We start from the raw sequence: 25,828 nt of genomic DNA, 5'->3' as shown, positions 1-25,828 counted from the left end.
CCGGCTCAGCCGGCGGCGGTCTCCTTGATCGCGACGCCGCAGAACTGGTTGACGTCGACGTCTCCGGTCTCGCCGTCCGGACGCCAGCGGTTGCAGGGCACGACGCCGGGCTCCAGCAGGCGCAATCCGGTGAAGAACCGGCCGATCTGCTCGGCGCTGCGATACTTGATCTTCGGGGTGCCGCGTTCGTTCCAGAAGTCGACGATCCGGCCGGCCTCGGCGGTGTTGATGTCGTCGCAGCCGTGCGCGATCACCAGACAGCTCCCGGCCGGCACCGCGTCGACGAGCGTGCGGACGGCGTTCAGCGCCGCCTCGTCGTCCCGCAGGAAGTGCAGGATGCCGAGCAATGTGACCGCGACCGGCCGGGTGAAGTCGAGAATGCCGGCGGCCGCGCGCAGGATGGAGCCGGGGTCCGCGAGGTCGGCCTGGACATACTCGGTCCGGCCCTCGGGAGCCCCGTCCAGCAGCGCGCGGGCGTGCACGAGCACGAGCGGGTCGTTGTCGACGTAGACGACCTTGCTCTCCGGGGCGACGGCCTGCGCCACCTCGTGGGTGTTGGCCGCGGTGGGCAGGCCGGCGCCGATGTCGAGGATCTGCCGGATGCCGAGGTCGCCGACCAGATGCCGGACGGAACGCCGCAGGAACTTCCGGTCCTCCCGGGCCAGCGTGACGATCGACGGCAAGATCCCGGCGATCACGTCACCGGCTTCCCGGTCCGCCGCGAAATTGTCCGTGCCGCCGAGCCAGTAGTTCCACAGCCTCGCCGAGTGCGGCGTGCCCGTGTCCAACTCCGACGTCGACTCCATCACGATGTCCCCCGCGGTCGCTCAAGTGATTTGCGTCGATGCTATCGGCATCGGCCGGTTGATTCGGGCGTGCCGCGAACCTAGATTCCAGGTATGCCTGGGCAGGGTTTCCGGCTCGACGCGGCGATCGCCGACGTGTACGGCGATCTGCGGCTGGCGCCCGTGCTGCGCCGGCTGCTGCGGCACAGCGGACGGCTCACCGGCTCGGCCGCGGGCAGCATCTCCCTGGTCGACGCCGCCCACGGGCACTATGTGAAAGCTGCCGAGGTCGGTGCGCGCTGCCGACTGGGACAGCGGTTCCCGCTCGACGAGGGCGCCACCGGCCGGGCGTTCGGCCGGCGCCGCCCGGTGGTCATCCCCGACTACGGGCGGCTGCGCGCCGGGCACCTGGCCGGCACCGACCCGGCCAGCCGGGGCGCGGCCGTCGCCGTGCCGGTCTGGTGGCGCGGCGAGGTGATCGCCGTGAACGTCGTCTTCGCCCCGACCGCCGACGACCTCACCCCGGGCGCGGTGGACGACCTGGAGGCGCTGACCCAGACCGCGGCGGCCGCGATCGTCCTGTCCGGACGGGGCGACCCGTCGCTCGGGGCGTTGATCGCCCGGCGGGTCCCGGCCCCGGAGGAAGGCGCCCTCCGTCCCGGGCCGCCCTTCTCCCCGCGCGAGGCCGAGGTGCTGGCGCTGCTGCGCGAGGGGCTCACCGACCGGGAGATCGCCGCGCGCCTGGTGGTGTCGCCCAAGACGGTCGAGAAGCACGTCGCCGCGGTGCTGCGCAAGACCGGCACGACGCGGCGGACGGCGGCCGTCGTGGTGGCGCTGGACAACGGGTGGATTCCCCCATATCGGTGATCGGCTCCACCGGCTTGACTGAGCTTCGTGCCCATCGTCGCCCTGAAGGACATCCTCGATCGCGCGCTGGCCGACCGGTACGGGGTCGCCGCCATCAACATCATCAACGACCTCACCATCGAGGCCGTCGTCGCGGCCGCCGCCGAGGAACGGGCGCCGGTGATCCTGCAGACCTCGGTCAAGACCGTGCGGCAGTACGGCCGGGCCCGGCTGCACGGCATCGTCGAGGCGCTGGTCCGCGAGGCCGACGTGCCGGTCACCCTGCATCTCGACCACTGCCCCGACCGTACGGTGATCAGCGACTGCCTGGCCGGCGGCTGGAACTCGGTGCTGTTCGACGCGCACGAGCTCGACCTCGCCGAGAACCTGAGGCAGACCACCGACGTGGTGGCCGAGGCGCGCCGGACCGGCGCCCACGTGGAGGGTGAGATCGAGGGCATCCAGGGCGTCGAGGACGATCTCGGCTCCGACGAGGCGCCCCGGGTGCACAGCCTGGAGGTGGCTGTCGACTTCATCGAACGGACCGGCGTCGACTGTTTCGCGCCGGCCATCGGCAACGCGCACGGCCGGTACAAGCAGGCGCCGGTGCTGGACGCCCGGCGGATCAGCGATCTGGTCGCCGCCACCGGCATCCCGATGGCCCTGCACGGCGGCACCGGCTTGTCCGACGAACAGTTCACCGACCTGATCGCCCGGGGCTGCGCCAAGGTCAACATCTCGACCGCGCTGAAGGAGACGTTCATGAAGTCCGGACTGGACTTCCTGCGCGCGACGACCGAGCGGGACAAGTGGGACCCGCCGTCGCTGTTCCGGCATCAACGGACCGCGGTGCTCGAGATGGCCCGGCGGCACATCCGGCTGTTCGGTGGATCGGGGCGGGCCTGGTGACCGCGCTGGTCTTCGACTGCGACGGCGTGCTGGCCGACACCGAACGGTACGGCCACCTGCCCGCGTTCAACGCCACCTTCGAGAAGTTCGGCCTGCCGGTGCGGTGGACCGAGGACGAGTACGCGGCCAAGCTGAGGATCGGCGGGGGCAAGGAGCGGATGGCCGCCCTGTTCGACGACCCGGCCTTCGCCGCGGCGGCGGGCCCCGGCGACCGTACAGAAAAGCTCCTGACCTGGCACAAGGCCAAGACCGCGGCGTTCCGGGAGCTCGTCGCGGCGGGGAAGATCCCGACCCGGCCGGGTGTCTCCCGGATCATCCGGGACGCGCTGGCCGCCGGCTGGACCGTCGCGGTCGCGTCGACCTCGGCCGAGGAGTCCGTCCGCGCCGTGCTCGCGAACGCGGCCGGCGACGCGGCCGCCGCCATTCCGGTCTTCGCCGGCGACGTCGTGCCGGCCAAGAAGCCCGACCCGGCGATCTACCGGCTGACCGTGGCCGAGCTGGGGCTCGACCCGGCCGGCACGCTCGTCGTCGAGGACTCGCGCAACGGGCTGCTGGCGGCCACCCGGGCCGGCCTGACGTGCCTGGTGACGGTGAACGGCTACACCCGCGACGAGGACTTCACCGAGGCCGCCCTGGTGGTGTCCGAGCTGGGCGACGAGGACCGCCCGCCGATCGAGGTGCTGGCCAACCGGGGCCGGGCCCGTCCCGGGGCGTATCTCACGCTCGACGACCTGCGCGCCTGTCTGGGAGGGCCGGCATGAGCCTGCGGCACACCGAGTTCGTCGTCCGGACCATCGCCGAGACGGCCATCGAGAACGAGAAGTACTTCGGCGACCTGGACTCCGTGGTCGGCGACGGCGACTTCGGATACTCGCTGGCCCGCGGCTTCGAGAAGCTCCTCGAGGGCTGGGACGACCTGGACCGTACGGAACCGGGCGCGTTCCTCAAGAGAAGCGGCATGGTGATCGCCTCCCGCATCGGCGGCACGTCGGGTCCGCTCTGGGGCACGGCGTTCCTGCGGGCCGGCGCCGCCGCCGGTCACACGACCGAGCTGGACGGCGAACACGTGGTCGCCATGCTGCGGGCCGCGATCGAGGGCATCAAGGCGCGGGGGCAGTCCGACGTCGGCGACAAGACGCTGCTCGACGCGTTGGTGCCGCTGACCGATCAGTTGTCGGCCTCGCTGGACGACGGCGCCGAGGGGGCCTTGCGGGCGGCGGCGACGGCGGCCCGGGAAGCGGCCGACGCGACGGCTGGGCTGGTCGCCCGGCGCGGCCGGGCGGCCTACACCGGCGAGCGCAGCCGCGGCTCGGTCGACGCCGGCGCCACCGCGGTCGCGGTGATCGCCGAACGGATCAGCGAAACGTGGCCGAGACAAGGAGCGACATCGTGAAGAAGTTCGTCAACGACCCCAAGAACTACGTGTCGGAGATGCTGGAGGGCGTCGCCCTGGCCAATCCCGGGAAGCTGCGCTACATACCGGCGTACAACCTCATCATGCGGTCGGACGCGCCGGACGAGAACAAGGTGTCGATCGTGCAGGGTTCCGGCTCGGGGCACGAGCCGGCCCACGTCATGGTCGTGGGCCGCGGTCTGCTGGACGCGGCCTGCCCGGGCGACGTGTTCGCCGCCCCGCCGATGGACTACGTCTACGAGACGGCCAAGCTGCTGGCCTCGCCCAAGGGAGTGCTGCTGCTGGTGAACAACTACACCGGCGACCGGATGGCGTTCGACATGGGCAAGGAGATGGCCGAGGCCGACGGCGTCCGGGCCGAGATCCTGACGATCAACGACGACGTGGCCGTGCAGGACTCCACGTACACCGTCGGCCGGCGCGGCGTGGCCGGCAACTTCTTCGTCATCAAGGCCGTGGGCGCCGCCTCCGAGCAGGGGGCCGACCTCGACGAGGTGATCCGGATCGGGAAGAAGGTCAACGACGTCACCCGGACCATGGGGGTGGCGCTGACCGCCTGCACTCCCCCGGCGAAAGGCTCCCCGCTGTTCGAGCTGGGCGCCGACGAGATGGAGTTCGGCGTCGGCATCCACGGCGAACCCGGACGCGAGCGCCGCAAGCTCACCAACGCCGACGCGATCGTCGACGACCTGCTCGAGGCCGTGGTCGGCGACCTCCCGTACGCCTCCGGCGACCGCGTCGCCCTGATGATCAACGGCCTGGGCGGCACCCCGGTCAGCGAGCTCTACATCCTCTTCCGCCACGCCCACCGCCGCCTGGCCGACCGCGGCATCACCGTCGGCCGCAGCTACGTCAACGAGTACTGCACGTCGCTCGACATGGCCGGCGCGTCGCTGACCCTGGTGCGCCTGGACGACGAGATCGAGGGCCTGCTCGCGGCGCCCGCCGAGGCCGCCGTCCGGATCTTCTGAGCGGCGCGGCCGACGGCCCGGCCGCGGCCGGGCGATAGGGTCGCGTCCATGTCTGTGCCGCAGGAACCGGGCCCGCCGCCCGAGCCGGCCGGGGCCGGTGACGTCGACGAGCTGGTCGAGCGGCTGCGGCAGCTGAAGATCTGGGCGGGCGACCCGTCGTACGAGAAGATCAAGAGCCGGGTGAACGACGCCTGGACCGCCGAGGGCCGGCCCGCCGCCGAGCTGACGATCAGGTCGACCGTGGCCAACTGCTTCCAGCCCGGCCGGCGGCGGCTGAACACCGAGCTGATCCTGGCCGTGGTGCGGGCGCTGGACCCCGACTCCGGGTACGTGTCCCGGTGGCGCCAGGCCCTGCGGGTGGTCGCCGGTGGCACCAAGGCGGTCTCGCAGGCGCGGGTGCTCGACCAGTTGCCGCCCGATCTGGCCGGCTTCGTCGGCCGCGACGATCAGCTCGACCGGCTCGGCGACGTGCTCGGGCCGGCCGCGAGAGCCGGCGAGGCCGTCGTGATCTCGGCGATCGAGGGCATGGCCGGCGTCGGCAAGACCCGGCTGGCCGTCCACGCCGGACACCGGCTGCTCCGGGACAACGCCTTCGACCGGGTGCTGTTCGTCGATCTGCGCGGCTTCCACCCCGACCCGGCCCAGCCCCCGGCCGACCCGGCCGCCGTCCTCGACGGCTTCCTGCGGCTGCTCGGCGTGCCCGGCCATCAGGTCCCGCACGGGGTGACGGCCCGCGCCACGGCCTATCGCGAGCGGCTGGCCGGCGTCCGCGCGCTGGTGGTCCTCGACAACGCGGCCACCGCCGGGCAGGTCGGCCCGCTGCTGGCGAGCGTGCCCGGCTGCCTCACGCTGATCACCAGCCGGCGCAGCCTCACCGACCTGCCCTCGGCCGGCCGGCTGGCGGTCGACGTGTTCACCCCGGGCGAGGCGGTCGCCTTCCTGACCGGCGCTCTGCCCGGCGTGGCGGTCGGCGCCGATCCGGGCGCGGCCGGCCGGATAGCCCGCCGCTGCGGCCACCTGCCGCTGGCCCTGAGCCTGATCGCCGGGCACATCCGGGCCACCCCGGGCTGGACGCTCACCGACCACGCCGACCGGCTCGACGAACGCCACCACGAACGCCGGCTGGACACCGGCGTCGAGCTCGCCCTCACACTGTCCTACCGGCACCTGCCGGCCGACCGGCAGCTTCTCCTGCGCCGCGCCGCCGCGCACCCCGGGCAGGACTTCGACGCGTACGCCGCGGCCGCCCTGACCGGCGCCGACCTGCCCGCCGCGACGGCGGCCCTGGAGCACCTCGGCCGGGACCACCTGCTGCAGCCCACGGCGCCGGGCCGGTACACCTTCCACGACCTGGTCCGCGCGTACGCGAGCGCCCGGGCCGACGACCAGGACCCGCCGGCCGCCCGCCGGGAGGCCCTCACCCGGCTCTTCGACCACTACCTGGCCACCGCCGCGGCCGCCATCAACGCCCTGCACCCGTCGGAGGCCCACCTGCACCCCGCGATCGGCCCGGCCGGCACCCCGGCCCCCGACCTGACCGGCCCCGGCGCCGCCGTGGCCTGGCTCGACGCCGAACGGCACACCCTGGTGGCCATGGCCGAGCACACCGCGACCGAGGGCTGGCCCGGCCACACGACCCGGCTCTCCGGCGTCCTGTTCCGCTATCTCATCGGCGGCGGGCACCACAGCGAGGCGCTGACCGTCTACACGAACGCGCACCGCGCCGCCCTCGGCCGCGCCGACCTGGCGGGCCAGGGCACCGCGCTGACCAATCTGGGCATCTCCTACCTCTACGCCGAACAGTACGAGCTTGCGGCCGACCACCTCCGGCGCGCGCTGGACGTGTGGCGCCGGATCGGCGACTCCGCCCGCAACCAGGGCCGCGTGCTGTTCAGCCTCGCGGCCATCGACGAGCGGGCGGGCCGGTACGCCGAGGCGGTCGACCATCTGCGACAGTCCCTGGCCCATTACCGGGAGGCCGGCGACGAGACCAACGTGACCACCACTCTGGGCAGCCTCGCGACCGCGCTGGACCGCCTGGGCCACTCCGCGGAAGCGCTCGACGTCGGCCTGCAGGCGCTGACCCAGGCCCGCAAGGTCGGCCACGAGCACGGCGAGGGCTACGCGCTCGACGTGCTGGCCAACATCGAGATGCGGGCCGGGAAATACGAGCCGGCCGGCGACCACCTGCGGCAGTGCCTGAGGCTGCGCCGCCGGTTGCGCAGCCGCATAGGCGAGGGCAGCGCCCTGGACAGCCTCGGCATGCTGCACACCCACCGGGGCGAGTTCGACGAGGCCACCGGCTACTTCGACCGCGCCCTGGCCCTCTTCCGCGAGATCGGCAGCCGGGAAGGCGAGGCCTTCTCGCTCAACGGCCTCGGCGAGGTGGCGTACCGGGCCGGGCGCCCGGCCGAGGCCCTGACCCACCACGCGGGCGCCCGCACCGTCGCCGGCGAGATCGAGAACCGCTACCAGCAGGCCCGCGCGGCCACCGGCCTGGGTCACGCCTACCACGCCCTGGGCCACGACCTGCTGGCCCGGGAGCACTACCGCGAGGCCCTGACGCTCTACACCGAACTGGGCGTCCCGGAGGCCGAGCAGGTCCGCACCCACCTCGCCGCCGTCACCGACCGGGATCCGGCCCGCTCGGGCTGACCGTGCCCCTCAGCGTTCGCGGACGCGCTCGGCGATCGCGTGGCCGAACTCGGCCGTGGTGCCCTTGCCGCCCAGGTCGGGGGTCAGGGGCGCCTCGGCCGGGCCGTGGGCCAGGACGTCCTCGATCGCGCCGAGCAGGTGGGCGGCCGCGTCGGGATGACCCAGGTGGTCGAGCATCATCGAGCCGCACCAGATCTGGCCGACCGGGTTGGCGATGCCCTGGCCGGCGATGTCGGGGGCGGAGCCGTGCACGGGCTCGAACAGGCTGGGGTGGTCGCGCTCGGGGTTGATGTTGGCGCTGGGGGCGATGCCGAGCGTGCCGGTGCAGGCCGGGCCGAGGTCGGAGAGGATGTCGCCGAACAGGTTGCTGGCCACCACCACGTCGAACCGGTCGGGGTGCAGCACGAACAAGGCGACCAGCGCATCGATGTGGAACTTGTCCACCCGTACGCCGGGGAACTGGTCCTTCATCGCGGCGACGCGCTCGTCCCAGTAGGGCATCGTGATCGAGATGCCGTTGCTCTTGGTCGCCGAGGTGAGGTGCCCGGCCGGGCGGCGGCTCGCCTGCTCGAAGGCGTAGCGGAGCACCCGGTCGACGCCGATCCGGGTCATGACCGTCTCCTGCAGCACCGTCTCGCGCTCGGTGCCCTCGAAGATCCGGCCGCCGATGCTGGAGTATTCGCCCTCGGTGTTCTCGCGGACGACCACGAAGTCGATGTCGCCGGGCTCGCGGCCGGCCAGCGGGCCGCGGACGCCGGGCATGAGCCGGCACGGGCGCAGGTTGATGTACTGGTCGAAGGTGCGGCGGAACTGCAGCAGGCTGCCCCAGAGCGAGACGTGGTCGGGGACGACCTCGGGCCAGCCGACCGCGCCGAAGAAGATCGCGTCGTACGGGCGCAGCGTCTGCTCCCAGTCGGGCGGCAGCATGGCGCCGTGCCGCTGCCAGTAGTCGGCGCTGGCGAAGTCGAAATCGTCGAAGGTGAAGTCGATGCCGAACCGGCCGGCGGTCGCCTCCAAGGCCTCGAGCCCGGCCGGTACGACTTCCCGGCCGATGCCGTCGCCCGGGATGACGGCGATGCGATGGGTGGTCACGGTGCCTCCCTCAGTGCGGCGAGCCCGCCCTGGGCATCGGAGAGAGCGATCTGCTCGGCGGCTGCCGAGTCGCCCGCGCGCAGGGCGCGGACCAGGGCGCGATGGCTGGTGTATCTCTCCAAGCCGAACGTATCGTCCTCGGCCACCCGGCGCAGCACGAGCTCGCGGCGGCGCGGGCGGCTGAACACGCGACTCTGCTCGAGCATGCGGATGAGCACCGGGTTGTGCGCACAGGCGTTCACGGTGTCGTTGAACTCCTGCATCGTGTCGAGCAGCTCGGCCAGGTGCCGCTCGGTCGGCTGCTCCCGCCGGCGCCGGTCCTTGACGAGGATCAGCAGGTCGTCGGCCCGGTCGAGGACGGCGTCGAGCGCGTCCAGCTGATCGGCGGTGGCGTGCCGCGCGGCGAACCGGGCGACGAGACCGCGCAGGCCGACCTCGACCTCGGCCAGGTCGTCGATCGCGGCGTCACGGATCGCGGCGACCAGCACCGTACGGGGTCCGATCCGCTCGATCAGCCCGTCCAGCTCCAGACGCCGCAGCGCCTCGCGGACCGGGGTGGGGCTGATCGCCAGCCGCTCGGCCATGCCGCGCTCGGTCACCTTGTCGCCCGGGGCCAGCTCCCCGGTGGCGATGGCCGTGCGGACCTGCCGGTACGCCTGGTCGGCCAGCGTCTCGGCCGCGTTCATGACCGCCCTGCTCCCGCGAAAGACATGACGGCACTCTAGCCCATGCCATGGCTAACTTCGTTTGCAACTGTTGACGCTTTTGCTACAGCAAATTAACGTGACGGCGGACGCAGGGAGGCGACATGGCCGAGATGACGACCCGCGACGGCGCGGCATCACCGTCCCACCGCAGGATCACGCTCTACATCGCTCTCACCCTGTTCGCCCAGGAGTCGACCTGGAACTTCTACGACAACCAGGTGCCTGTCCTGCTGCGGGAGCACGTCGCCAGCGCGGCCCTGGTCGGCGCGCTGATGGGCATGGACAACCTGCTGGGCATCTTCATCCAGCCCTGGATCGGCAACCGCTCCGACAACACCCGTACGCGGTGGGGACGCCGCGTGCCGTACCTGGCCGTGGGCATGCCGCTGGCCGCGGTGCTGTTCGTCTTCCTGCCCTGGACCACGTCGGCCACGATGCTGATCGCCGTAATGGTCGGCTACGCGCTGGTCGCCAACACGATGCGACCCCTGGCCGAGTCGCTGGTGCCCGACTTCATCCCGCCCGCCCGGCGCAGCCGGGCCAACGCCATCGTCAAGATCGCGGCGGCGCTGACCATCATCGTCGCGTCGCTGATCAGCCTCCTCGTCGTCGACGATCACCCGAGGGCGGCGTTCGCCATCCCGTCGGCGATCCTGCTGATCGTCACCGCCGTGGTGATCACCAAGGTGCGCGACAACCGATCGGCGGCCTACCGCGAGGCGGTGGCCGAGGACGCGGCCGGTCCCGGCGAGACACGGGTGGCGTTCCGGCAGGTGATCACCGAGCTCGTCACCGACCACGACCGGCGGCGCCTGCTCCTGCTGCTCACCGTCCTGCTCTTCGGCGGGGCCTGGTTCGCGTCCCGGTCGCTGATCACCCCGTACGGGATGGAGGCGCTCGGCCTCACCCGGGGCGAGGCGGGCGGGCTGACCCTGCCCAGCGGCATCGCCTACGTGATCGCCGCCTACCCGGTGGCGCTGCTGGCCGAGCGCTTCGGCCGGTTGAAGACCATGGGCGTCGGGATGGCCGTCTTCGCCGCGGCGATGGCGGCCGGCGCGGCGGTGCAGACCGCCACGGCGACGGTCGTCGTGTTCTGCGTCGCGGCCGTCGGCGCCGCCGCGTTCCTGATCAACGCCGCCGTCGTGCTGTGGAACCTCGCGCCGTCGAGCCGCGTGCTCGGCACCTACACCGGGCTGTACGCGGTCACCTGGTATCTCGGTGGCTTCGGCGGCCCGGCCCTGGTCGGCGGGCTGGTCGACCTGACCGGCTGGGACGGGATGCTGCTCGACATCGCGGTGCTGGCCGTCCTGGCCATCCTCGTCGTCGTCCGTCTGGGCCGGCTCCAGAGCCGCGCCGGCACCCCGATCCTGAAGTGATTGCGGCCGTTCGTGACAGTGACCCCGAGCCCGAAGTGAAGAGGCCCATGCCGACCATTCTGATCACCACCGACTACCTGAGCCCGGGTGACGCGGTGGACACCTACCTCACCGGCCTGGGCTTCACCACCCGGCACGATCCGTTGCGGGGCAAGCGCTCGGCCACGGATCTCGTCGCCGCGCTGGACGGGGCCGAGGGGGCGCTGATCGCGAACGAGCCGATGACGGCGGCGGTGTTCACGCAGGCGCCGGCGCTGCGGGCTGTCGTGCGTACGGGCGTGGGTTTCGACTCCGTCGACGTGGCCGCCGCCGACGAGCGGGGCATCAGTGTGAGCAATCTGCCGGGCATCAACGCCAACGCGGTCGCCGAGTACACGATCGGCCTCCTCCTCGTCCAGGCCCGGAACCTCGCCAGGATGGCCGCCGGCGTCGAAGCGGGCGGCTGGCCCCGGCGCGACGGCTTCGAGCTGCGCGGCCGGACGCTGGGCCTCATCGGCCGCGGCGCGGTGGCTCAGCGGGTGCGGCCGCTGGCCGAGGCCTTCGGTATGACAGTCCTCCAGGGCACCCTCGACGAGGTGCTCCGGGAGTCCGACTTCGTGTCGATCCACACGGCCCTGACCGAGAAGACCCGCCACCTGATCGACGCCGCGGCGCTGGCCCGGATGAAGCCGACGGCCCACCTGATCAACACCGCCCGCGGGCCGATCGTCGACGAGCGAGCCCTCGCCGAGGCCGTCCGAACCGGACAGATCGCCGGGGCCGCCCTCGACGTGGTGGAGGTCGAGCCGCTGCCCGCCGACAGCGTGCTGCGCGGGATCGAGGGCATCACCGTCTATTCGCACATGGCCGGGCAGACCGCCGAGGCGCGCCGGGACGCCGGGCTGCGGGGCGCGGAGGAACTGGTCGCCGCCCTGGCCGGAAGGCCGAACCATCCCGTGGGAGCGGGCTCCTCGGCGTCGCCCCACCTCGGGGAGGACTCGTGAACGCCGACGTCATCGTCGTCGGGGCCGGGCTGGCCGGGCTCGTCGCCACCGCCGAACTCGCCGCCGCGGGCCGCTCGGTCGTCCTGGTCGAGCAGGAACCCGAGCAGAGCCTGGGCGGCCAGGCGTTCTGGTCGTTCGGCGGGCTGTTCCTGGTCGACTCGCCCGAACAGCGGCGGATGGGCATCCGCGACTCGGCCGGCCTGGCCTGGCAGGACTGGCTGGGCAACGCCGGCTTCGACCGGCCCGAGGACGCGTGGCCCCGGCGCTGGGCCGAGGCCTACGTCGGGTGGGCGGCCGGCGGGAAGCGGGCGTGGCTGCGCGAGCACGGCATCAAGCTGTTCCCCATCGTGGGCTGGGCCGAGCGCGCCAACAACTCGGTGCCGCGCTTCCACCTCACCTGGGGCACCGGGCCGGGCGTGCTGGCGCCGTTCATCGCCGCCGCCCTGGCCAGTGACCGCGTCACGATCCTGCACCGCCACCGGGTCGACACGCTGACCACCACCGGCGGGGTGGTCACCGGAGTGGCCGGTCGGGTGCTCGAACCCAGCGACGTCGCCCGTGGACAGGCCAGCTCCCGGCACGAGACCGGCGACTTCGCGCTCACGGCCCAGGCCGTCCTGGTGACCTCCGGCGGGCTCGGGGGCGACCACGATCTCGTACGCCGGAACTGGCCGGCTCGTCTCGGCACGCCGCCCGGGCACCTGATCAGCGGCGTGCCGGCCCATGTGGACGGCCGGATGCTCGGCATCGCCACCGAGGCCGGCGGCGCGATCATCAACCCGGACCGCATGTGGCACTACGTCGAGGGCATCCAGAACTGGGACCCGATCTGGGCCCGGCACGGCATCCGCATCCTGCCCGGGCCGTCGTCGCTGTGGCTCGACGCCCGGGGACGCCGGCTGCCCGCGCCGCTCTATCCCGGGTTCGACACCCTGGGCACGCTCGCCCACCTGCGGACCACCGGGTACGACCACAGCTGGTTCGTGCTCACCCAGCGCATCATCGAGAAGGAGTTCGCGCTCTCCGGCTCGGAGCAGAATCCCGACCTGACCGGCCGCAGCGTGCGCCAGGTGCTCGGCCGGGTCCGGGCCGGTGCTCCCGCGCCCGTGGAGGCGTTCAAGCGCAACGGCGCCGACTTCGTCGTCGCGGACGACCTGGACGAGCTGGTGCGGGGCATGAACGCGCTGACCGCCGAGCCGCTGCTCGATGCGGCGGAGATCCGGCGCACCGTCGAGGCCCGCGACCTTGAGCTGGACAACGGTTTCGGCAAGGACCAACAGATCGCGGCGGTCCGCAACGCCCGCAACTACCGCGGTGACCGCCTGATGCGGACCGTCCCGCCGCACCGGCTGCTCGACCGGTCGGCCGGGCCGTTGATCGCCGTCCGCCTGCACGTGCTGACCCGCAAGTCGCTCGGCGGCCTGCACACCGACCTCGACGGGCGCGTGCTCTCCCCCGTGGGCCGGCCCGTTCCCGGGCTGTACGCCGCCGGGGAGGCCGCCGGATTCGGCGGCGGCGGCATGCACGGCTACCGCGCCCTCGAAGGCACCTTCCTGGGCGGCTGCCTGTTCTCCGGCCGGCAGGCCGGTCGCGCCCTCGGCGAGCTGACGAAATGAGGACCATGACCGACGTACGCATTCTCGCCCCCACCGGCATGCTGGGAGCCGGCTTCCCGCCCGAGACCCTGACCCGCGGCCTCGAACTCGGCGCCGACGTCATCGCCGTGGACGGCGGCTCGACCGACTCCGGGCCCTACTACCTGGGCTCGGGCACGGCCAAGACGGCGGCCGCGGCCGTCGCCCGGGACCTGCGCCTGCTGCTGCGCGCGGCCGCCTCGGCCGGCATCCCACTGATCATCGGCTCGTGCGGCACGAGCGGCACCGACTCGGGGGTCGACTGGGTCGCCGGCATCGCCCGCGAGATCCTCGCGTCCGAGGGCCTGGACCTGCGGATCGCCACCATCTACAGCGAGCAGCAGGCCGCCTCCCTGGGCGGCGACCTCGACCGGATCCACCCGCTGCCGCCCGCCGGCGAGCTGGACACGGCCACGCTGGCGAGCTGCACGCACATCGTCGGCATGATGGGACACGAGCCGATCGTCGCGGCTCTGGAAGGCGGCGCCGACGTGGTGCTGGCCGGGCGGGCCACCGACACGGCCCTCGCGGCGGCCTATCCCCTGATGAAGGGTCTGCCGGCCGGTCCGGTGTGGCACGCGGCCAAGATCGTCGAGTGCGGCGGGCAGTGCACCACCGACCCGCGTGCCGGTGGCGTGCTGGCGACGGTCGACGCGACCGGGTTCACCATCGAGCCGCTCGACCCGGGCAACGCGTGCACCCCCACCTCGGTCGCGGCCCACATGCTCTACGAGACGGTGAACCCGTTCTCGATGCGCGAGCCGGCCGGCACGATCGTGGTGTCCGACGCGACCTACCAGGCGCTGGACGACCGGCGCGTACGGGTCGAGGGGTCCCGCTTCGAGCCGGCCGAGCAGCACACCATCAAGCTCGAGGGCGCCCGGATCACCGGGTACGAGACGATGTCGTTCACCGCGATCCGTGACCCGCACATCCTCGGCCAGATCGACACCTGGGCCGCGCTGCTGCGCAAGATGATCGGCGAGTGGGTCACCCGCACGCTCGGCCTGGCCGACGGCGACTACGCGATCGACCTGCGCCTCTACGGCTACGACGCGATCCTCGACGAGATCGAGCCCGACCGGCGGCCACCCAAGGAGGTCGGCGTGATGCTGCTGGTCCGGGCGGCCGAGCAGGCGACCGCGACGGCGGTGGCCAAGGTCGTCAACCCGCTGATGCTGCACCTTCCCACGCCGGACATGAGCTATCTGCCCAGCCTGGCCTTCGCCACCTCGCCGGCCGAGACCGAGCGCGGCGCGGTCTACGAGTTCGTGCTCAACCACGTCGTCGACGTGGACTCCCCGACCAGCCTGTTCCGCGTCCACCTCCCGGAGGCCGGCGATGCCTGAGACCCGTACGATCGCCGACCTCGCGCTGGAGGTCCGGTCCAAGAACGCCGGTCCGTTCTGGGTGACGATGGAACTGTTCATGCGGGACGCCGCGGGATACGCGCTCGTCGCCGATCCCGGATTTCTCAACGGGCCGGTAGTCGCCCGGCTCTACGGGGTCGACGCCGGCGCCGTCCAGATCTTCCGCCTGCCCGCGCTGAACGTCGTCAAGATCTCGTTCCCGCGCCCGGTCTCCCAGGGCAGCCTGCGGGACCGGGACATCCACGCCGGCCAGCACCACGTGCCGCTGGCCCAGCTGGCCGTGCTCACCGGCTCCGGAGGCCGTTGACGATCAGTTCCAGGAGGTGGTGGGCCCGCTCGGCCGCGTCGTCGCGCGACAGGAACCGGAGGAGAATGATCACGTCCTCGGAACCGACGTCGGGCCGGATCGACTTCTCGCGCCGGCCGGCCTCGAGCAGGAGGTCGACGGCCTTGCCGATCGTCGCGGTGTGCCCGGCGGCGAGCTCGTGGCCGGGTCCGGGATCGAGCGCGGCCAGAACCCCACGCTTGACCCGGGCGTAGTCGGCGACGTTGTCGAGCCAGAGACGGAAGGCCGTGGCCGCGTCGTGCTCCTCGAGCAGCCGGGGGGCCGAGGCGACGAGCTGGTCGACGTCGGCGCGGTAGACCTCGGCCAGCAGCGCCTCGCGGGTCGGGAAGTTGCGGTAGAGGGTGCCCTGCCCGACGCCGGCCGCCTTGGCCACCGCGTTCATCGGCAGCTCGGCGGTCGTGCTCAGCAGGTCACGGGCGACCTGCACGATGCGCGCCCGGTTGCTGACCGCGTCCGCCCTCGCCATGTGACCGACTCCTCTTGTAAGTGGACACGTGTCCGGTTACCGTGAACAGCGATAACCGGACACGTGTCAACTTACTCGATCGGGAGTACGGATGCCTACCCACCCAGACCTCATCACCGGCAAGACCGTCGTCGTCACCGGCGCCAGCAGCGGCATCGGCCAGGAGACGGCCACCATGCTCGCCGGGCGCGGGGCGTCGGTGGTGCTCGCCGCGCGCCGCGGCGAGCGCATCGACGCCCTGGCCGCGTCCCTCCGCGAGGCGGGCGGCCGGGCGATCGCCGTACCGACCGACGTCACCGTCCTCGACGACGTGCACCGCCTAGTCCGGAGCGCGGTCGACGAGTTCGGCCGGCTCGACGTGCTCGTCAACAACGCCGGCGTGGCCCGGCTCGGCCGCCTCGACCAGGCCGACGTGGACGACTGGTCGGCGATGATCGACGTCAACGTCCGTGGCGTATTGCACGGCATCGCCGCGGCCCTGCCGATCTTCCGCCGCCAGGGACGGGGCCACGTGGTGACCACGGTGTCGACCGCCGGCCTCAGGACGACCCCGACGATGGCGGTCTACGCGGCCACGAAGAACGCGGCCCGCACGATCATGGAGGGCCTACGCGCCGAATCGACCGACGGCGTCCTGCGGACCACCGAGATCTCCCCCGGTTTCGTCCGGACCGAGCTGGCCGACGGCATGGAGGCGTCCGCCCGCGACCGGATCCGGACCGGGATGCGCGAGTTCGGGCTCGACCCGGTGGCCGTGGCCCGTGCCGTGTGCTTCGCCGTCGAACAGCCCGACGACGTCGAGATCGGCTCGCTCACCATCCGCCCTACGGTGCAGGACTGACACTCAACGCCTGCAGCGCCCGCAGGAAGGCGCGGCGGTCGGCGTCCGGCAGCGGATCGAGCAGGCTCGACTCGACGGCCCGGATCGCCGCCCGCACGTCGCCGTGCAGCCGGCGGCCGGCCGAGGTCAGGCGTAACAGGTGCACGCGCCGGTCGGCCGGATCGGGCTGCCGCTCGATGAGCTCACGCTGCTGCAACTGGTCGAGGACGGCGATGAGGCGGGTCTTGTCGGCGCCGATCGACCGGGCCAGGGCCGACTGGGTGCGCATCGGCTCGGCCCGCAGCGCGGTCAGAACCGCATAACCCCACAGGGAGATGTCGTGCGCCGCCAGGATCGGCTGCTCCTCGGCGAGCACCCGCCGGCCGAGCCACATCAGCATCGCGCCCAGGTCAGGGCGATCGTCCGCTGCTCCGGCCACAGCCACAAATTACACCGCTTGACAGACGGTAAGCACGCGCGGATGGTAAGCACATGCTTATTGATGTGCCGGACGTCCGGATGGCGGATGCGGTCGCGGTTCTCGCCACCGTCGCGCTCGTCGAGGAGGTCGACGCCGCGGACCTCGACCGGCCGACCCCCTGCGCCGGGTGGCATCTGCGCGACCTGCTCGCCCATATGACCGCACAGCACCACGGGTTCGCCGCGGCCGCGGCCGGTCGCGGCTCCGACCCAGAAGTGTGGCGGACCCCGGCCCTCACCGAGGACCCTGTGCGGGCCTACACCGCCGCGGCCCGGGAAGTCCTGGCCGCCTTCGCGCCCGACGACGTGCTCGACCGGGAGTTCACGCTGCCCGGCGGCGGCGCCGTCCACACCGTGCCGGGCCGGCTGGCCGTCGGCTTCCATCTCGTCGACTACGTGGCGCACGGCTGGGATGTCGCCCGCGCCCGAGGCGTGGCGTGGGAGCTGCCGGCGATCGTGCTGGGCGCCGCGTTGCCGATCGCCGAGGCGGTGCCCGACGACGCGACCCGGTCGGCGCCCGGTGCGCCGTTCGCGCCCCGGCGGCCGGCCACCGGGGACGACCCGCTCGACCGGATCGTCGCGCTTCTCGGCCGTAGGCCGGACTGGCGATCACCCGGCTGAACAGATCACCCGAGCTCAGGCCGCGGGCGGCCCGGAAACGGTGAGCAGCCGGCTGAACGCCGCCGACAACAGGGCGCCGGAGTGTCCCACCGCCGAGAACGACCGCTCGGCGCCATCCGCGAGCTGGAGCGACACGGTCACCTGGCCGGCCTCGGCGGTGCTCCGGGCGTCGCTCACCGACGACGTGGCGATCATCTCGCCGGGGTGGCGCCGGTCGCGCCGGTCCACCAGGAACCACCAGACCGCGCCGCCGGCGGCGGCCAGCACGGCCACTCCCACGGCCACCCAGAGAGCCAGGTCCAAGCCGGTGATGCCGCGGTCCCCGGCGTTGACCGCGACCGCGGCCAGCCCGAAGCCGAGCAGCAGACCCCCGGCGCAGGCCCGGACCGCACGCTGCCGGGCCTCGGACACCGGGCGCACCTCGACCCGGTCGTCGTCGAAGCGCAGCTTGACGGAGCGCCCGGCCTCGGTCGTCACGTGGGGAACCATCACCAGGCCCACGGTAGACCGCGGCACCGGCGCCTTCTCCACCGCGATCGGGGCGACCCGCCGGAATTCGATGTAACCGGAACCCGCCGTGCGGTGTGTTCTCTAGTGTGCGGAGCGCCGACGAGAAGACGGGGACCATGACAGGCAACGACAGTGCCGAGTTCGACGCCTTCTACACAGCCACCGTCCGGCGCGTCGTGCTCTACCTCTACGCTGCCGGCGGCGACCGGGCCGAGGCCCAGGACCTCGCCCAGGAGGCGTTCGCCCGGGCCTGGCAGCACTGGCCCCGGGTCGCCCGGTACGACGATCCCGAGGCCTGGGTCCGTACGGTCGCCTGGCGCCTGATGGCCAACCGGTGGCGCGGCCTGCGGCGCCGGGTCGCCGCCCTCACCCGGCTGGGACCACCGCCCGAGGCGGCCGTCGGCCCCTCCCCCGACCGCGTGGCTGTCATCGAGGCGCTGCAACGGCTGCCGAAACCGCAGCGGCAGGTCGTCGCGCTGCATTACCTGCTCGACATGTCGGTCAACGACATCGCCGCGACGACCGGCGCGCCGGCCGGGACGGTCAAGGCACAGCTCTCGCGGGCCCGGGCCACGCTCGCCGGCCTGCTGAACGACAACGACCAGGAGGTCACCGATGCCCCTTCCCCTTTCTGACCGCCTCCGGCAGCTCGAGGCCGACGTTCAGGACCTGCGCGTCCTGCCGGCCGCGGCCGTCCGCGCCCGGGGCCGGCGCCGGAAGGTCACCACCACGGTCGGAGCGGTCGCCGCGGTGGCGACCGCGGCCGGAGTCACGGCCACCCTCGCCTGGCCGCAGCCCGATCCGGCGTCGCGGCCGGGCCCGGCCGCGAACAGTCCCACCGTGGCCTGTGTGCTGACCCTGCCGAACGGCCCGGGCGAGGTGCGCCTCCGCCTGTTCGACGGCGGCGCCCCGGGCGGCCTCACCGACGCGACGGCCGCCCAGCTGCGCGCGCGCAGCTTCACCGTGCTGACCCTGGCCGCCGGTCCGACCGAACCGCCGATCACCGGCCCGGCCACGGTGCGTTTCGGTCCCGCCGCGGTCGGCGCCGCGTCCCTGATCCGGGCCCACCTGCACGGCGACGCGGACCTGGTGTTCGAACCCGGGCGACCGGACGCCACCGTCGACGTGACGCTGGGTGCGAGCTTCGGCCGGCTGGCCACCACCACCGAGGTCAACCAGGCCCTCGTCGCCGCGGGCCGACCCTCGCCGCCGCCGGAGTGCTCGGCCACGCCGGGCCGCTGACCGCCGGATTGCTCGGCCACGCCGGGCCGCTGACCGCCGGAGTGCTCGGCCACGCCGCGCCGCTGACCGCCGGTCGTGAGAAAGGCTCGGCTCGAGTTGCGACGGTGACGAACCCCACTGAGACTGATCAAGCCCGCGCTTCGTCACGAGCGGGCCACCAGCCGCAACCGGGGGTCGAGATGAGCCAGGACAAACCGGGGCGCAGGTGTCGGCCCGCGGGAACGACGACCGGCTCACCGGCTCGATCATCGTGGTCGCGCTCGTCTCGGCCATCTCCGGTCTGCTGTACGGCTATGACACCGGCATCATCTCCGGCGCGCTGCTCCAGATCGGCGAGGACTTCGGCATCGGGCACGTCTGGGAACAGGTGATCGCGGCCTCGATCCTCGTGGGCGCCGTGATCGGCGCGCTGACCTGCAGCCGGCTGTCCGAGCGGCGGGGCCGGCACGGCACCCTGCTGCTGATCGGCGTCGTCTTCGTCGTCGGGTCGATCGCCGCCTCGCTGTCGCCCGACCCGATCACCCTGTCGCTCAGCCGCCTCGTGCTCGGCTTCGCCGTCGGCGGGGCGACGCAGACCGCACCGGTCTACGTCGCCGAGCTGGCCCCGACCGCCTACCGCGGGCGGCTGGTGCTCTTCTTCCAGATCGCGATCGGGGTCGGCATCGTCATCGCCACCATCGTGGGCGCGACCGAGGTCATCGACTGGCGGGTCGCGATCGGCATGGCCGCCCTGCCCGCCGCGATCATGTTCGCCCTGATGCTGCGGCTCCCGGAGAGCCCGCGGTGGCTCGCCCGCGAGGGACACACCGACCGGGCCCGGGAGGCGCTGGCCAAGGTGCGGCACCCCGGCAGCGACCTCTCCGCGGAGATGAGCGAGATCGACGACAACGTCCGGGCCGAGAAGAAGGCCAGCACCCGCGGCTGGGCCGGGCTCCGGGCGGCCTGGGTGCGCCCGGCGCTGGTCGTCGGCTGCGGCCTGGCGATCTTCACCCAGCTGTCCGGCATCGAGATGATCGTCTATTACACGCCGACGATCCTCACCGACAACGGCTTCTCGGACTCGACCGCGCTGCGCGTCTCGGTCGCCCTGGGCTTGACCTACCTGATCGCGCAGCTCATCGGCCTGGCCATCATCGACCGGGTCGGCCGGCGCCGGCTCACCCTGATCACGCTGCCCTTCGCCGCGCTCTCCCTGATCGTGCTGGGCTCGTTCTTCGTCACCGGCAACGACGGCAAGTCGATGATCCCGTGGATCGTCGGCACGCTGATCGCCTTCATGGCCTTCACCGCGGGCGGCATCCAGCTCATGGGCTGGCTCACCGGCTCCGAGATCTACCCGCTGGCCACCCGCGCGGCCGGGGCCGCGGCCCAGTCGGCCTCCCTGTGGGGTACGAACGTGCTCATCACCCTGACCCTGCTCAGCACGATGAAGGCGATCGGCACCGGCCAAACCTTCTGGATGTACGCGGCGTTCAACATCATCGCGTTCGTGTTCCTCTACCGGAAGATGCCGGAGCTCACCGGCCGCAGCCTCGAACAGATCGAGGACAACCTGTCGGAGGGCAAGTTCAAGCCGTCCGACTTCGCGACCCCGAATCGGTAACGACAAGGTCTCGACGGCCCTGCTCCGCGGCGCGGTGGGGTGAATGAATCCGGGAGACGGTTAGCCGATCAGCCGGGTGGGGCAGGCAAGGGGCAGAGCCGCGGCACCTCCCCGGGCCGCGGCCGCCCGAGACCGAGGAGCGCCATGAGCATCGAGAAGACCGGCAGCCGCACGGACGAGCTGCACACCCGCGCCGACCTTCCCGGCACCGACCTCGCCGGCACCGGGACACCGGGTGACGAGCGGTCGCCCGAGAAGCCCAGGCCCCGCTTCCGCCAGGCGATCACCACGGGCGCGGCCCGGGTACGCGAGGCCGCCCCGGCCCGGGCGCGCCAGGCCGGCGGGGCTGTCCGGCAGCGCAAGGCACCCACGGCCGGCATCCTGGCCCTGGCCGGCGGCGTCATCGCCGCGCTGGTCCTGCGCCGGCGCGCGGCCCAGGCCAAGGCGGCCCCGGCCCGCCGCTGGGTGCCGGCCCGCTTCCAGCGCTGACCCGTGCTGTCCCCATGGGCGTTGCCGCGCCCATGGGGACACACACTTCCCGCGGCACACAATTCCCGCGGCACACACTCCCCCGGCACCTGCACACGGCACGCACCTGCACACGGCACGCACCTGCACACGGCATGCACCTCCGCACGGCACGCACCTCGGGATGCCGCTGGGCGCGATCCGGGAGGTGTGCGCGCCTCCGCACGGCACGCACCCCCACGCGGTAGCCGGCTTCGCACGGCAGGCGTCTACCTTGCGGCGGGCGTCTCCGCCGCGGCGGCGGCGAGCCCTGCGAGCAGGTCGCGCATCCGCTGCAGGATCTGATCGGAGTCGAGGTCGTAGCGCCCGGCGAGAGCGGTGGGATCGTCGTAGCCGATGCGGGTCCGGCCGTCCTGCGACCACACCAGGAGCCGCAGCGGCAGCGCGATGCCGACCCGCGGATCCTGCTGCATCAGCGGCGTACCGGTCGCCGGGCTTCCGAAGATCAGAACGACCTCGTCCGCGAGGTCCAGCCCGGCCTCGCGGGCACCCGCCGCATGATCGATCGTCGCGAACAGCGTGATCCCGCGCTCGGCCAGGAGCGAGGTGACGCGGCGGACAACCGTGGCGACGTCCTGGCGAGCTTCAGTGGCGATGAGCGGTGAAGTCATGGTCCGAGATTCTCCCCCCGACAGCGCTTGTCTCGTAGTGGGTCGCGTCGAAGGGCGGTCCACGTGGCACGTAGGTGAGTGCCGGAATCCTGGGTATACCGGTGTTTATCGGGATTCCGGCGTGCGGCCGGGCGGCGGCTGGGCCACGCCGCGGTCCTGGTCCCCCTACGAAGCAGGCACGCTGGGCCGCCCCGCGAACGGCGTTCCGGCGACGGCGACGGCGACGGCGACGGCGACGGCGACGGCGACGAAGTGTGATGGCGACGGGGACGGCGACGAAGTGTGATGGCGACGGGGAAGTGTCACGGCGCGGTCGCGGTGTCCGGGCGGCGTGAGCGTGCCAGGCGCACCAGGACGACGGCCGCGACCAGCCACCAGCCACCGGCGGTCAGCAGTCCGAGCCGGGTGCTGTCGGCGCCGTCGAACAGCTGGCTCGCGAAGCCACCGCCGACCGCGTTGTTCGTGGCGTGCAGCAGCATGGCGATGAACACGCTGTCGCGGGCCGAGTGGAACACGGCCGCGATCACCACGCCGGCGGCCACGATCGTCAGGACGTCGGTCCACAGGATCTGCCCGGCCAGGAACAGCGGCCCGTGCCAGATGACCCACAGGACCCCGAGGATCAGCGGTCCCGCGGCCGCACCGAACCGCTGCTCCAACCGGCCGAGGGCGAAGCCGCGAAAGCCGGGCTCCTCCCAGGCTCCGCCCAGACCGGGCACCAGCAGGATCGCCAGCATCGACACGGGAATCCCGGTCCACAGCGCCCAGTCGGCAGCCTGCGGGCGGGCGGCGCCCAGAGCGAGGTCGGCGATGATCGCGACGCCGCTGATGAGGAGGGGAAGGCCGATCGCGGCGGCGTAGGAGCGCGCCGGGACCCGCCAGCGGACCATCGAGCGCAGCAACCCGGTCACCGCCGGCCGGCCCCCGGTCGCCGCGAGCACGACCACGGCGGCCAGGAAGGGGCCGAAGCCCGCGATGGGCATCGGTGACCAGCCGGCCAGGTAGAGCAGACCGGGCCACCACGAGAGGATCGCGGCCAGCACGAAGAAGCTGGTCAGGGGCGACCGGCCGATGGCCCCGCGCAAACCTGAGCGGAGGCGGTCGTCGGGCGGGGTGGCCGGGGTGTTCGTCAGCGAGGGCACGGCTTTTCTCCTGCGGTCGGTGGGTGCGGCTCACGCCGTGCTTCCACGCTGTCGTGTCGCCGACGGCGGGGCGTCGGCCCCGGGTCTCGAACGCGCCGCGCCGGCCGGTACCTGCGACCGACCCACACCCCACCACAGGCCCGGTACTCCGGACCCGGTACTCCGGACCCGGTACTGCAGACCGATGTGCGGACGACCGGCCCGGCTTAGGGTTGACCGGCAGGCCGACGTCATCGGACGTGGCCCGACCGGACGGGATGCGATGACCCCACCCGTACGAGCATCGTCACCACCTCACCGCGCGGGCTGGGATCTGCTGGTGGCTGCCGTCACCGTGACCGTGGCCCTGGGGGTGCACCTCGCGGGTCTCGACGGCGTCCCGGAGAATCGCGTCCCCGACGCCTTCTCGGTGCTGCTGACCGTCGCGGCCACCGCACCGCTGGCCGTGCGCAACCGGTATCCGCTGGCTGTCCTCACCGCCTGCCTCGCCGGTGCGCTGGGGCTGGTGGCCCTCCGGTATGCCGCGGGCGCGGCCCCGGTGGGGACCATCGTCGCCTTCTACACGGTTGCTGCGGTGGGCTCCCGCCGTACGGGCCGTCACGGGGTCGTTGTGCTCCTCGTGGGTCTGGTCCTTTTGGCAGTGTTGCGCCCGATCGACCTCAGCGCCGAAGGCGCCGTGGTGAACTGCGCCCTGCTCGTCGGCGGCTGGGTCCTCGGCACCGGCACCCGCGAGCGCCGCGCGCTTCACGAGGCCCAGGTGCTGGAGGCCGAGCGGCGCGTCGAGCTGGAGCGCGAGCGCGCCTCCCGGGCAGCGGTCGAGGAGCGGCTGCGGCTCACCCGCGAACTGCACGACGTCCTCGGGCATGCGATGAGCGTGATGGTGGTGCAGGCCGGGGTGGCCGAGCATCTGCTGGACGCGCAACCGTCGCAGGCGCGAGAGGCGATCGCCCGGGTCGGTCGCACGGGCCGGTCGTCACTGCAGGAGATGCGTCAGCTGCTGCGCACGACCCGCGACACCGCCGATGCCTCCGGTCTGTCGCCACAACCCGGACTGGCGGACCTGCCGGCGCTGGTCGCGCGGGTGGAGACGGCCGGGTTGCCGGTCGAGTTGCGCTCGGCCGGCGACCCGGGCGACGCCTCGCCGGGGATCGAGCTGGCTGTCTACCGCCTCGTCCAGGAGGCCTTGACCAACACGCTCAAACACGCCGGGCCGGCCCGGGCACGGGTCCATCTGAGTCACCCGGCCGGTGCCGTCGAGATCGAGGTGGTGGACGATGGCCGCGGCCGGAGCCCTGACGAGGTCCGTGGCGCCGAGGGCCACGGGCTGATCGGGATGCGGGAGCGGGTCGCCGTGTACGCGGGCCAGCTGATCACCGGCAACGCCCCGGACGGCGGCTTCCGGGTGTGGGCCCGGTTCCCGCTGCCCGGCGGCACACCCGGCCGGAACGCGGCGGGCACCTCATGATTCGGGTCGTGGTGGCCGACGACCAGGCCCTGGTGCGCAGCGGCTTCTCGCTGATCCTCTCCTCCGACCCGCTGATCGAGGTCGTGGCCGAGGCCGGCACCGGGGTCGAGGCGCTGGCCGCGGTCCGCGAGACCCGTCCCGACGTGGTGCTGATGGACATCCGGATGCCCGAGATGGACGGCATCGAGGCGACCCGGCATCTGACCGGCGGAGCGGCCCCCGGCACGACCCGGGTGCTGGTCCTGACCACCTTCGACGCCGACGAGTACGTCTTCCAGGCGCTGCAGGCGGGCGCCAGCGGCTTCCTGCTCAAGGACACGCTGCCGGCCGAGCTGATCACCGCGGTCCGTACGGTGGCCCGGGGCGACGCGTTGCTGTCGCCGGCGATCACCCGCCGGCTGATCGAGAGCTACCTGCAAGCCGGGACGCCGCCGGAGCCGGCCCGGCCGCCCGTCCCGGCGACGGCGCTGCCTCCGCTCACACCGCGCGAGCACGACGTCCTCGCCGCAGTGGCGCGCGGCCAGTCGAATCACGAGATCGCCGAGGACCTCTACCTCAGCTACTCGACGGTGAAAACCCACGTCAGCCACCTCTTCGCCAAGCTCGGCGTACGAGATCGGGCCCAGCTGGTGATCCGCGCGTACCAGGCGGGCGTCGTGACCGGCCCCGGCTGAGGTCCCGTGGCGACACCCCGGGTCCTCGCCGATCAGCCCCGCAGCTCGAAGAGTTCGTTCGCCGTGTCGTAGTACCGCGTCGTCCGGCCGAGGTGCGTCATGCCGAGCCGCCGGCACACGGCCTGGGAGGCGTGGTTGTCCGGGTGCGTGACCGCGAAGACCCACGCCAGACCCCGGCTGAACGCGTCGTCCAGGACCGCTGCCGCCGCTTCGGTGGCGTAGCCGCGCCCCCACGCGTCCGGGTGCAGATGCCAGCCGATCTCGACCTCGGCCGGGCCGTCGACCGGGGCTCCGGACGACCGGGGAATCGGCTTGAGCAGGACGTTTCCCACCAGTCCGCCGTCCGGCGCCGTGGTGATGGCCCAGATTCCGTGGATCGGATGGTCGATGGCCCGCCGGCGGGCGATCGAGGCGAGAGCATCCACCCGGTTGCTCATGGTCGTGGGCCGCGCGCCCAGGAATCGTACGACCTCCCAGCGCGACTCCAGATCGAGGAGGAAGTCGGCGTCCTCGTCGCGCCACGGTCGCAGCCGGAGACGGTTGCTCGCGATGGTGCGCATGCCGCCGATCTTGTCAGC

28 protein-coding genes are annotated in these 25,828 nt (G+C 72.8%); 19 read left to right on the top strand and 9 right to left on the bottom strand.

The annotated features are described in order from the left end of the window. Positions 1-5 precede the first annotated feature (5 nt). Positions 6-806 carry an SAM-dependent methyltransferase gene (locus HJC40_RS05975; RefSeq protein WP_249998825.1) on the bottom strand — a complete coding sequence of 267 codons (801 nt, stop codon included), beginning with the start codon at positions 804-806 and terminating at the stop codon, positions 6-8. Positions 807-899: 93 nt separating this feature from the next. Here HJC40_RS05975 and HJC40_RS05970 point away from each other — a divergent pair, with 93 nt between their 5' ends. The 6 genes from HJC40_RS05970 to HJC40_RS05945 are packed head-to-tail and all read left to right on the top strand — an operon-like array spanning position 900 to position 7,580. Beyond that, the gene (locus HJC40_RS05970) at positions 900-1,652 is read left to right on the top strand and encodes a LuxR C-terminal-related transcriptional regulator (RefSeq protein ID WP_249998822.1); all 753 of its coding nucleotides are present in this window, start codon (positions 900-902) and stop codon (positions 1,650-1,652) included. 27 nt (positions 1,653-1,679) lie between these two features. Continuing rightward, positions 1,680-2,540 (top strand): class II fructose-bisphosphate aldolase, encoded by an 861-nt coding sequence (locus HJC40_RS05965; protein ID WP_249998819.1) that lies wholly within the window; start codon positions 1,680-1,682, stop codon positions 2,538-2,540. Then, entirely contained in the window at positions 2,537-3,301 is a 765-nt protein-coding gene (locus HJC40_RS05960) for an HAD-IA family hydrolase (protein WP_249998816.1), read from the top strand. The genes HJC40_RS05965 and HJC40_RS05960 overlap by 4 nt, the downstream gene beginning before the upstream one ends. After that, positions 3,298-3,933 (top strand): dihydroxyacetone kinase subunit DhaL, encoded by a 636-nt coding sequence (gene dhaL / locus HJC40_RS05955; protein WP_249998813.1) that lies wholly within the window; start codon positions 3,298-3,300, stop codon positions 3,931-3,933. Before HJC40_RS05960 ends, dhaL begins: the two co-directional genes overlap by 4 nt. Then, positions 3,930-4,925, top strand: a complete 996-nt coding sequence (gene dhaK, locus HJC40_RS05950; RefSeq protein ID WP_249998811.1) for a dihydroxyacetone kinase subunit DhaK — start codon at positions 3,930-3,932, stop codon at positions 4,923-4,925. Before dhaL ends, dhaK begins: the two co-directional genes overlap by 4 nt. 48 nt (positions 4,926-4,973) lie before the next feature. Beyond that, a complete protein-coding gene (locus tag HJC40_RS05945) occupies positions 4,974-7,580 on the top strand; it encodes a tetratricopeptide repeat protein (RefSeq protein ID WP_249998808.1) in 2,607 nt (868 codons plus the stop codon). A 9-nt stretch (positions 7,581-7,589) separates the two neighbouring features. Here HJC40_RS05945 and HJC40_RS05940 read toward each other — a convergent pair whose 3' ends face one another. Continuing rightward, positions 7,590-8,672 (bottom strand): tartrate dehydrogenase, encoded by a 1,083-nt coding sequence (locus HJC40_RS05940; RefSeq protein ID WP_249998806.1) that lies wholly within the window; start codon positions 8,670-8,672, stop codon positions 7,590-7,592. Continuing rightward, positions 8,669-9,358: a GntR family transcriptional regulator gene (locus tag HJC40_RS05935; RefSeq protein WP_249998804.1), complete on the bottom strand. Its 690-nt coding sequence runs from the start codon at positions 9,356-9,358 to the stop codon at positions 8,669-8,671. The genes HJC40_RS05940 and HJC40_RS05935 overlap by 4 nt, the downstream gene beginning before the upstream one ends. A gap of 122 nt (positions 9,359-9,480) precedes the next feature. On the opposite strand from HJC40_RS05935, the gene HJC40_RS05930 reads away from it, so the two are divergent. Genes HJC40_RS05930 through HJC40_RS05910 form a run of 5 tightly spaced genes read left to right on the top strand, consistent with a single transcriptional unit; the run spans position 9,481 to position 15,049 of the window. Next, a complete protein-coding gene (locus HJC40_RS05930; RefSeq protein ID WP_249998802.1) occupies positions 9,481-10,755 on the top strand; it encodes an MFS transporter in 1,275 nt (424 codons plus the stop codon). A 47-nt stretch (positions 10,756-10,802) separates the two neighbouring features. After that, a complete protein-coding gene (locus HJC40_RS05925; RefSeq protein ID WP_249998800.1) occupies positions 10,803-11,738 on the top strand; it encodes an NAD(P)-dependent oxidoreductase in 936 nt (311 codons plus the stop codon). Further along, positions 11,735-13,354 carry an FAD-binding dehydrogenase gene (locus HJC40_RS05920; protein ID WP_249998798.1) on the top strand — a complete coding sequence of 540 codons (1,620 nt, stop codon included), beginning with the start codon at positions 11,735-11,737 and terminating at the stop codon, positions 13,352-13,354. Before HJC40_RS05925 ends, HJC40_RS05920 begins: the two co-directional genes overlap by 4 nt. 5 nt (positions 13,355-13,359) lie before the next feature. Beyond that, complete coding sequence (locus HJC40_RS05915) at positions 13,360-14,721, top strand: acyclic terpene utilization AtuA family protein (protein ID WP_249998795.1); 1,362 nt, start codon at positions 13,360-13,362, stop codon at positions 14,719-14,721. Next, on the top strand, positions 14,714-15,049 hold the full coding sequence (locus HJC40_RS05910; RefSeq protein ID WP_249998793.1) for a DUF4387 domain-containing protein: 336 nt from the start codon (positions 14,714-14,716) through the stop codon (positions 15,047-15,049). The genes HJC40_RS05915 and HJC40_RS05910 overlap by 8 nt, the downstream gene beginning before the upstream one ends. Here the strand turns inward: HJC40_RS05910 and HJC40_RS05905 are convergent. Continuing rightward, the gene (locus HJC40_RS05905; protein ID WP_249998791.1) at positions 15,027-15,554 is read right to left on the bottom strand and encodes a TetR/AcrR family transcriptional regulator; all 528 of its coding nucleotides are present in this window, start codon (positions 15,552-15,554) and stop codon (positions 15,027-15,029) included. The genes HJC40_RS05910 and HJC40_RS05905 overlap by 23 nt on opposite strands. A gap of 91 nt (positions 15,555-15,645) precedes the next feature. Here HJC40_RS05905 and HJC40_RS05900 point away from each other — a divergent pair, with 91 nt between their 5' ends. Continuing rightward, on the top strand, positions 15,646-16,395 hold the full coding sequence (locus HJC40_RS05900) for an SDR family oxidoreductase (RefSeq protein ID WP_249998788.1): 750 nt from the start codon (positions 15,646-15,648) through the stop codon (positions 16,393-16,395). Here HJC40_RS05900 and HJC40_RS05895 read toward each other — a convergent pair. Further along, positions 16,379-16,813, bottom strand: a complete 435-nt coding sequence (locus tag HJC40_RS05895) for a MarR family transcriptional regulator (protein ID WP_249998785.1) — start codon at positions 16,811-16,813, stop codon at positions 16,379-16,381. The genes HJC40_RS05900 and HJC40_RS05895 overlap by 17 nt on opposite strands. 53 nt (positions 16,814-16,866) lie before the next feature. Here HJC40_RS05895 and HJC40_RS05890 point away from each other — a divergent pair, with 53 nt between their 5' ends. Beyond that, positions 16,867-17,475 (top strand): TIGR03086 family metal-binding protein, encoded by a 609-nt coding sequence (locus HJC40_RS05890; RefSeq protein WP_249998783.1) that lies wholly within the window; start codon positions 16,867-16,869, stop codon positions 17,473-17,475. A gap of 15 nt (positions 17,476-17,490) precedes the next feature. Here HJC40_RS05890 and HJC40_RS05885 read toward each other — a convergent pair whose 3' ends face one another. After that, positions 17,491-17,967 (bottom strand): hypothetical protein, encoded by a 477-nt coding sequence (locus HJC40_RS05885; RefSeq protein WP_249998780.1) that lies wholly within the window; start codon positions 17,965-17,967, stop codon positions 17,491-17,493. 134 nt (positions 17,968-18,101) lie between these two features. Between HJC40_RS05885 and HJC40_RS05880 the strand changes: the two genes are divergently transcribed. From HJC40_RS05880 to HJC40_RS05865, 4 genes are all read left to right on the top strand, one after another. Next, on the top strand, positions 18,102-18,620 hold the full coding sequence (locus HJC40_RS05880; RefSeq protein WP_249998778.1) for a SigE family RNA polymerase sigma factor: 519 nt from the start codon (positions 18,102-18,104) through the stop codon (positions 18,618-18,620). After that, positions 18,601-19,227 (top strand): LytR C-terminal domain-containing protein, encoded by a 627-nt coding sequence (locus HJC40_RS05875; RefSeq protein WP_249998776.1) that lies wholly within the window; start codon positions 18,601-18,603, stop codon positions 19,225-19,227. Before HJC40_RS05880 ends, HJC40_RS05875 begins: the two co-directional genes overlap by 20 nt. Before the next feature lie 205 nt (positions 19,228-19,432). Next, entirely contained in the window at positions 19,433-20,830 is a 1,398-nt protein-coding gene (locus tag HJC40_RS05870; RefSeq protein ID WP_249998773.1) for a sugar porter family MFS transporter, read from the top strand. Positions 20,831-20,974: 144 nt separating this feature from the next. Further along, entirely contained in the window at positions 20,975-21,319 is a 345-nt protein-coding gene (locus HJC40_RS05865; protein WP_249998770.1) for a hypothetical protein, read from the top strand. Positions 21,320-21,567: 248 nt separating this feature from the next. On the opposite strand, the gene HJC40_RS05860 is transcribed toward HJC40_RS05865, so the two are convergent. Then, a complete protein-coding gene (locus tag HJC40_RS05860) occupies positions 21,568-21,969 on the bottom strand; it encodes a DUF302 domain-containing protein (protein WP_249998768.1) in 402 nt (133 codons plus the stop codon). 302 nt (positions 21,970-22,271) lie between these two features. Then, positions 22,272-23,111: a CPBP family intramembrane glutamic endopeptidase gene (locus HJC40_RS05855; RefSeq protein WP_249998765.1), complete on the bottom strand. Its 840-nt coding sequence runs from the start codon at positions 23,109-23,111 to the stop codon at positions 22,272-22,274. 319 nt (positions 23,112-23,430) lie between these two features. Here HJC40_RS05855 and HJC40_RS05850 point away from each other — a divergent pair, with 319 nt between their 5' ends. Next, the gene (locus HJC40_RS05850) at positions 23,431-24,576 is read left to right on the top strand and encodes a sensor histidine kinase (protein WP_249998763.1); all 1,146 of its coding nucleotides are present in this window, start codon (positions 23,431-23,433) and stop codon (positions 24,574-24,576) included. 8 nt (positions 24,577-24,584) lie between these two features. Beyond that, positions 24,585-25,250, top strand: a complete 666-nt coding sequence (locus HJC40_RS05845) for a response regulator (protein ID WP_374271111.1) — start codon at positions 24,585-24,587, stop codon at positions 25,248-25,250. Between the two features lie 32 nt (positions 25,251-25,282). Here the strand turns inward: HJC40_RS05845 and HJC40_RS05840 are convergent, their stop codons facing one another. Continuing rightward, on the bottom strand, positions 25,283-25,810 hold the full coding sequence (locus HJC40_RS05840) for a GNAT family N-acetyltransferase (RefSeq protein WP_249998758.1): 528 nt from the start codon (positions 25,808-25,810) through the stop codon (positions 25,283-25,285). Positions 25,811-25,828: the final 18 nt, after the last annotated feature.

This window comes from Actinoplanes sp. M2I2, from assembly GCF_023544445.1.
Lineage (GTDB): Bacteria > Actinomycetota > Actinomycetes > Mycobacteriales > Micromonosporaceae > Actinoplanes.
The sequence above is the reverse complement of the archived record's forward strand: the minus strand, read 5'-3'. Positions and strand labels throughout refer to the sequence as shown.

What these genes read in the sequence shown, in the direction of transcription:
- HJC40_RS05840 (WP_249998758.1), bottom strand. Translation starts at nt 25,810, where the DNA reads ATGCGCACCATCGCGAGCAACCGTCTCCGGCTGCGACCGTGGCGCGAC.
- HJC40_RS05865 (WP_249998770.1), top strand. Translation starts at nt 20,975, where the DNA reads ATGAGCATCGAGAAGACCGGCAGCCGCACGGACGAGCTGCACACCCGC.
- HJC40_RS05900 (WP_249998788.1), top strand. Translation starts at nt 15,646, where the DNA reads ATGCCTACCCACCCAGACCTCATCACCGGCAAGACCGTCGTCGTCACC.
- HJC40_RS05875 (WP_249998776.1), top strand. Translation starts at nt 18,601, where the DNA reads ATGCCCCTTCCCCTTTCTGACCGCCTCCGGCAGCTCGAGGCCGACGTT.
- HJC40_RS05945 (WP_249998808.1), top strand. Translation starts at nt 4,974, where the DNA reads ATGTCTGTGCCGCAGGAACCGGGCCCGCCGCCCGAGCCGGCCGGGGCC.
- HJC40_RS05930 (WP_249998802.1), top strand. Translation starts at nt 9,481, where the DNA reads ATGGCCGAGATGACGACCCGCGACGGCGCGGCATCACCGTCCCACCGC.
- HJC40_RS05915 (WP_249998795.1), top strand. Translation starts at nt 13,360, where the DNA reads ATGACCGACGTACGCATTCTCGCCCCCACCGGCATGCTGGGAGCCGGC.
- HJC40_RS05925 (WP_249998800.1), top strand. Translation starts at nt 10,803, where the DNA reads ATGCCGACCATTCTGATCACCACCGACTACCTGAGCCCGGGTGACGCG.
- HJC40_RS05975 (WP_249998825.1), bottom strand. Translation starts at nt 806, where the DNA reads ATGGAGTCGACGTCGGAGTTGGACACGGGCACGCCGCACTCGGCGAGG.
- HJC40_RS05880 (WP_249998778.1), top strand. Translation starts at nt 18,102, where the DNA reads ATGACAGGCAACGACAGTGCCGAGTTCGACGCCTTCTACACAGCCACC.
- HJC40_RS05970 (WP_249998822.1), top strand. Translation starts at nt 900, where the DNA reads ATGCCTGGGCAGGGTTTCCGGCTCGACGCGGCGATCGCCGACGTGTAC.
- HJC40_RS05935 (WP_249998804.1), bottom strand. Translation starts at nt 9,358, where the DNA reads ATGAACGCGGCCGAGACGCTGGCCGACCAGGCGTACCGGCAGGTCCGC.
- HJC40_RS05910 (WP_249998793.1), top strand. Translation starts at nt 14,714, where the DNA reads ATGCCTGAGACCCGTACGATCGCCGACCTCGCGCTGGAGGTCCGGTCC.
- dhaL (WP_249998813.1), top strand. Translation starts at nt 3,298, where the DNA reads ATGAGCCTGCGGCACACCGAGTTCGTCGTCCGGACCATCGCCGAGACG.
- HJC40_RS05905 (WP_249998791.1), bottom strand. Translation starts at nt 15,554, where the DNA reads ATGGCGAGGGCGGACGCGGTCAGCAACCGGGCGCGCATCGTGCAGGTC.
- HJC40_RS05860 (WP_249998768.1), bottom strand. Translation starts at nt 21,969, where the DNA reads ATGACTTCACCGCTCATCGCCACTGAAGCTCGCCAGGACGTCGCCACG.
- HJC40_RS05890 (WP_249998783.1), top strand. Translation starts at nt 16,867, where the DNA reads ATGCTTATTGATGTGCCGGACGTCCGGATGGCGGATGCGGTCGCGGTT.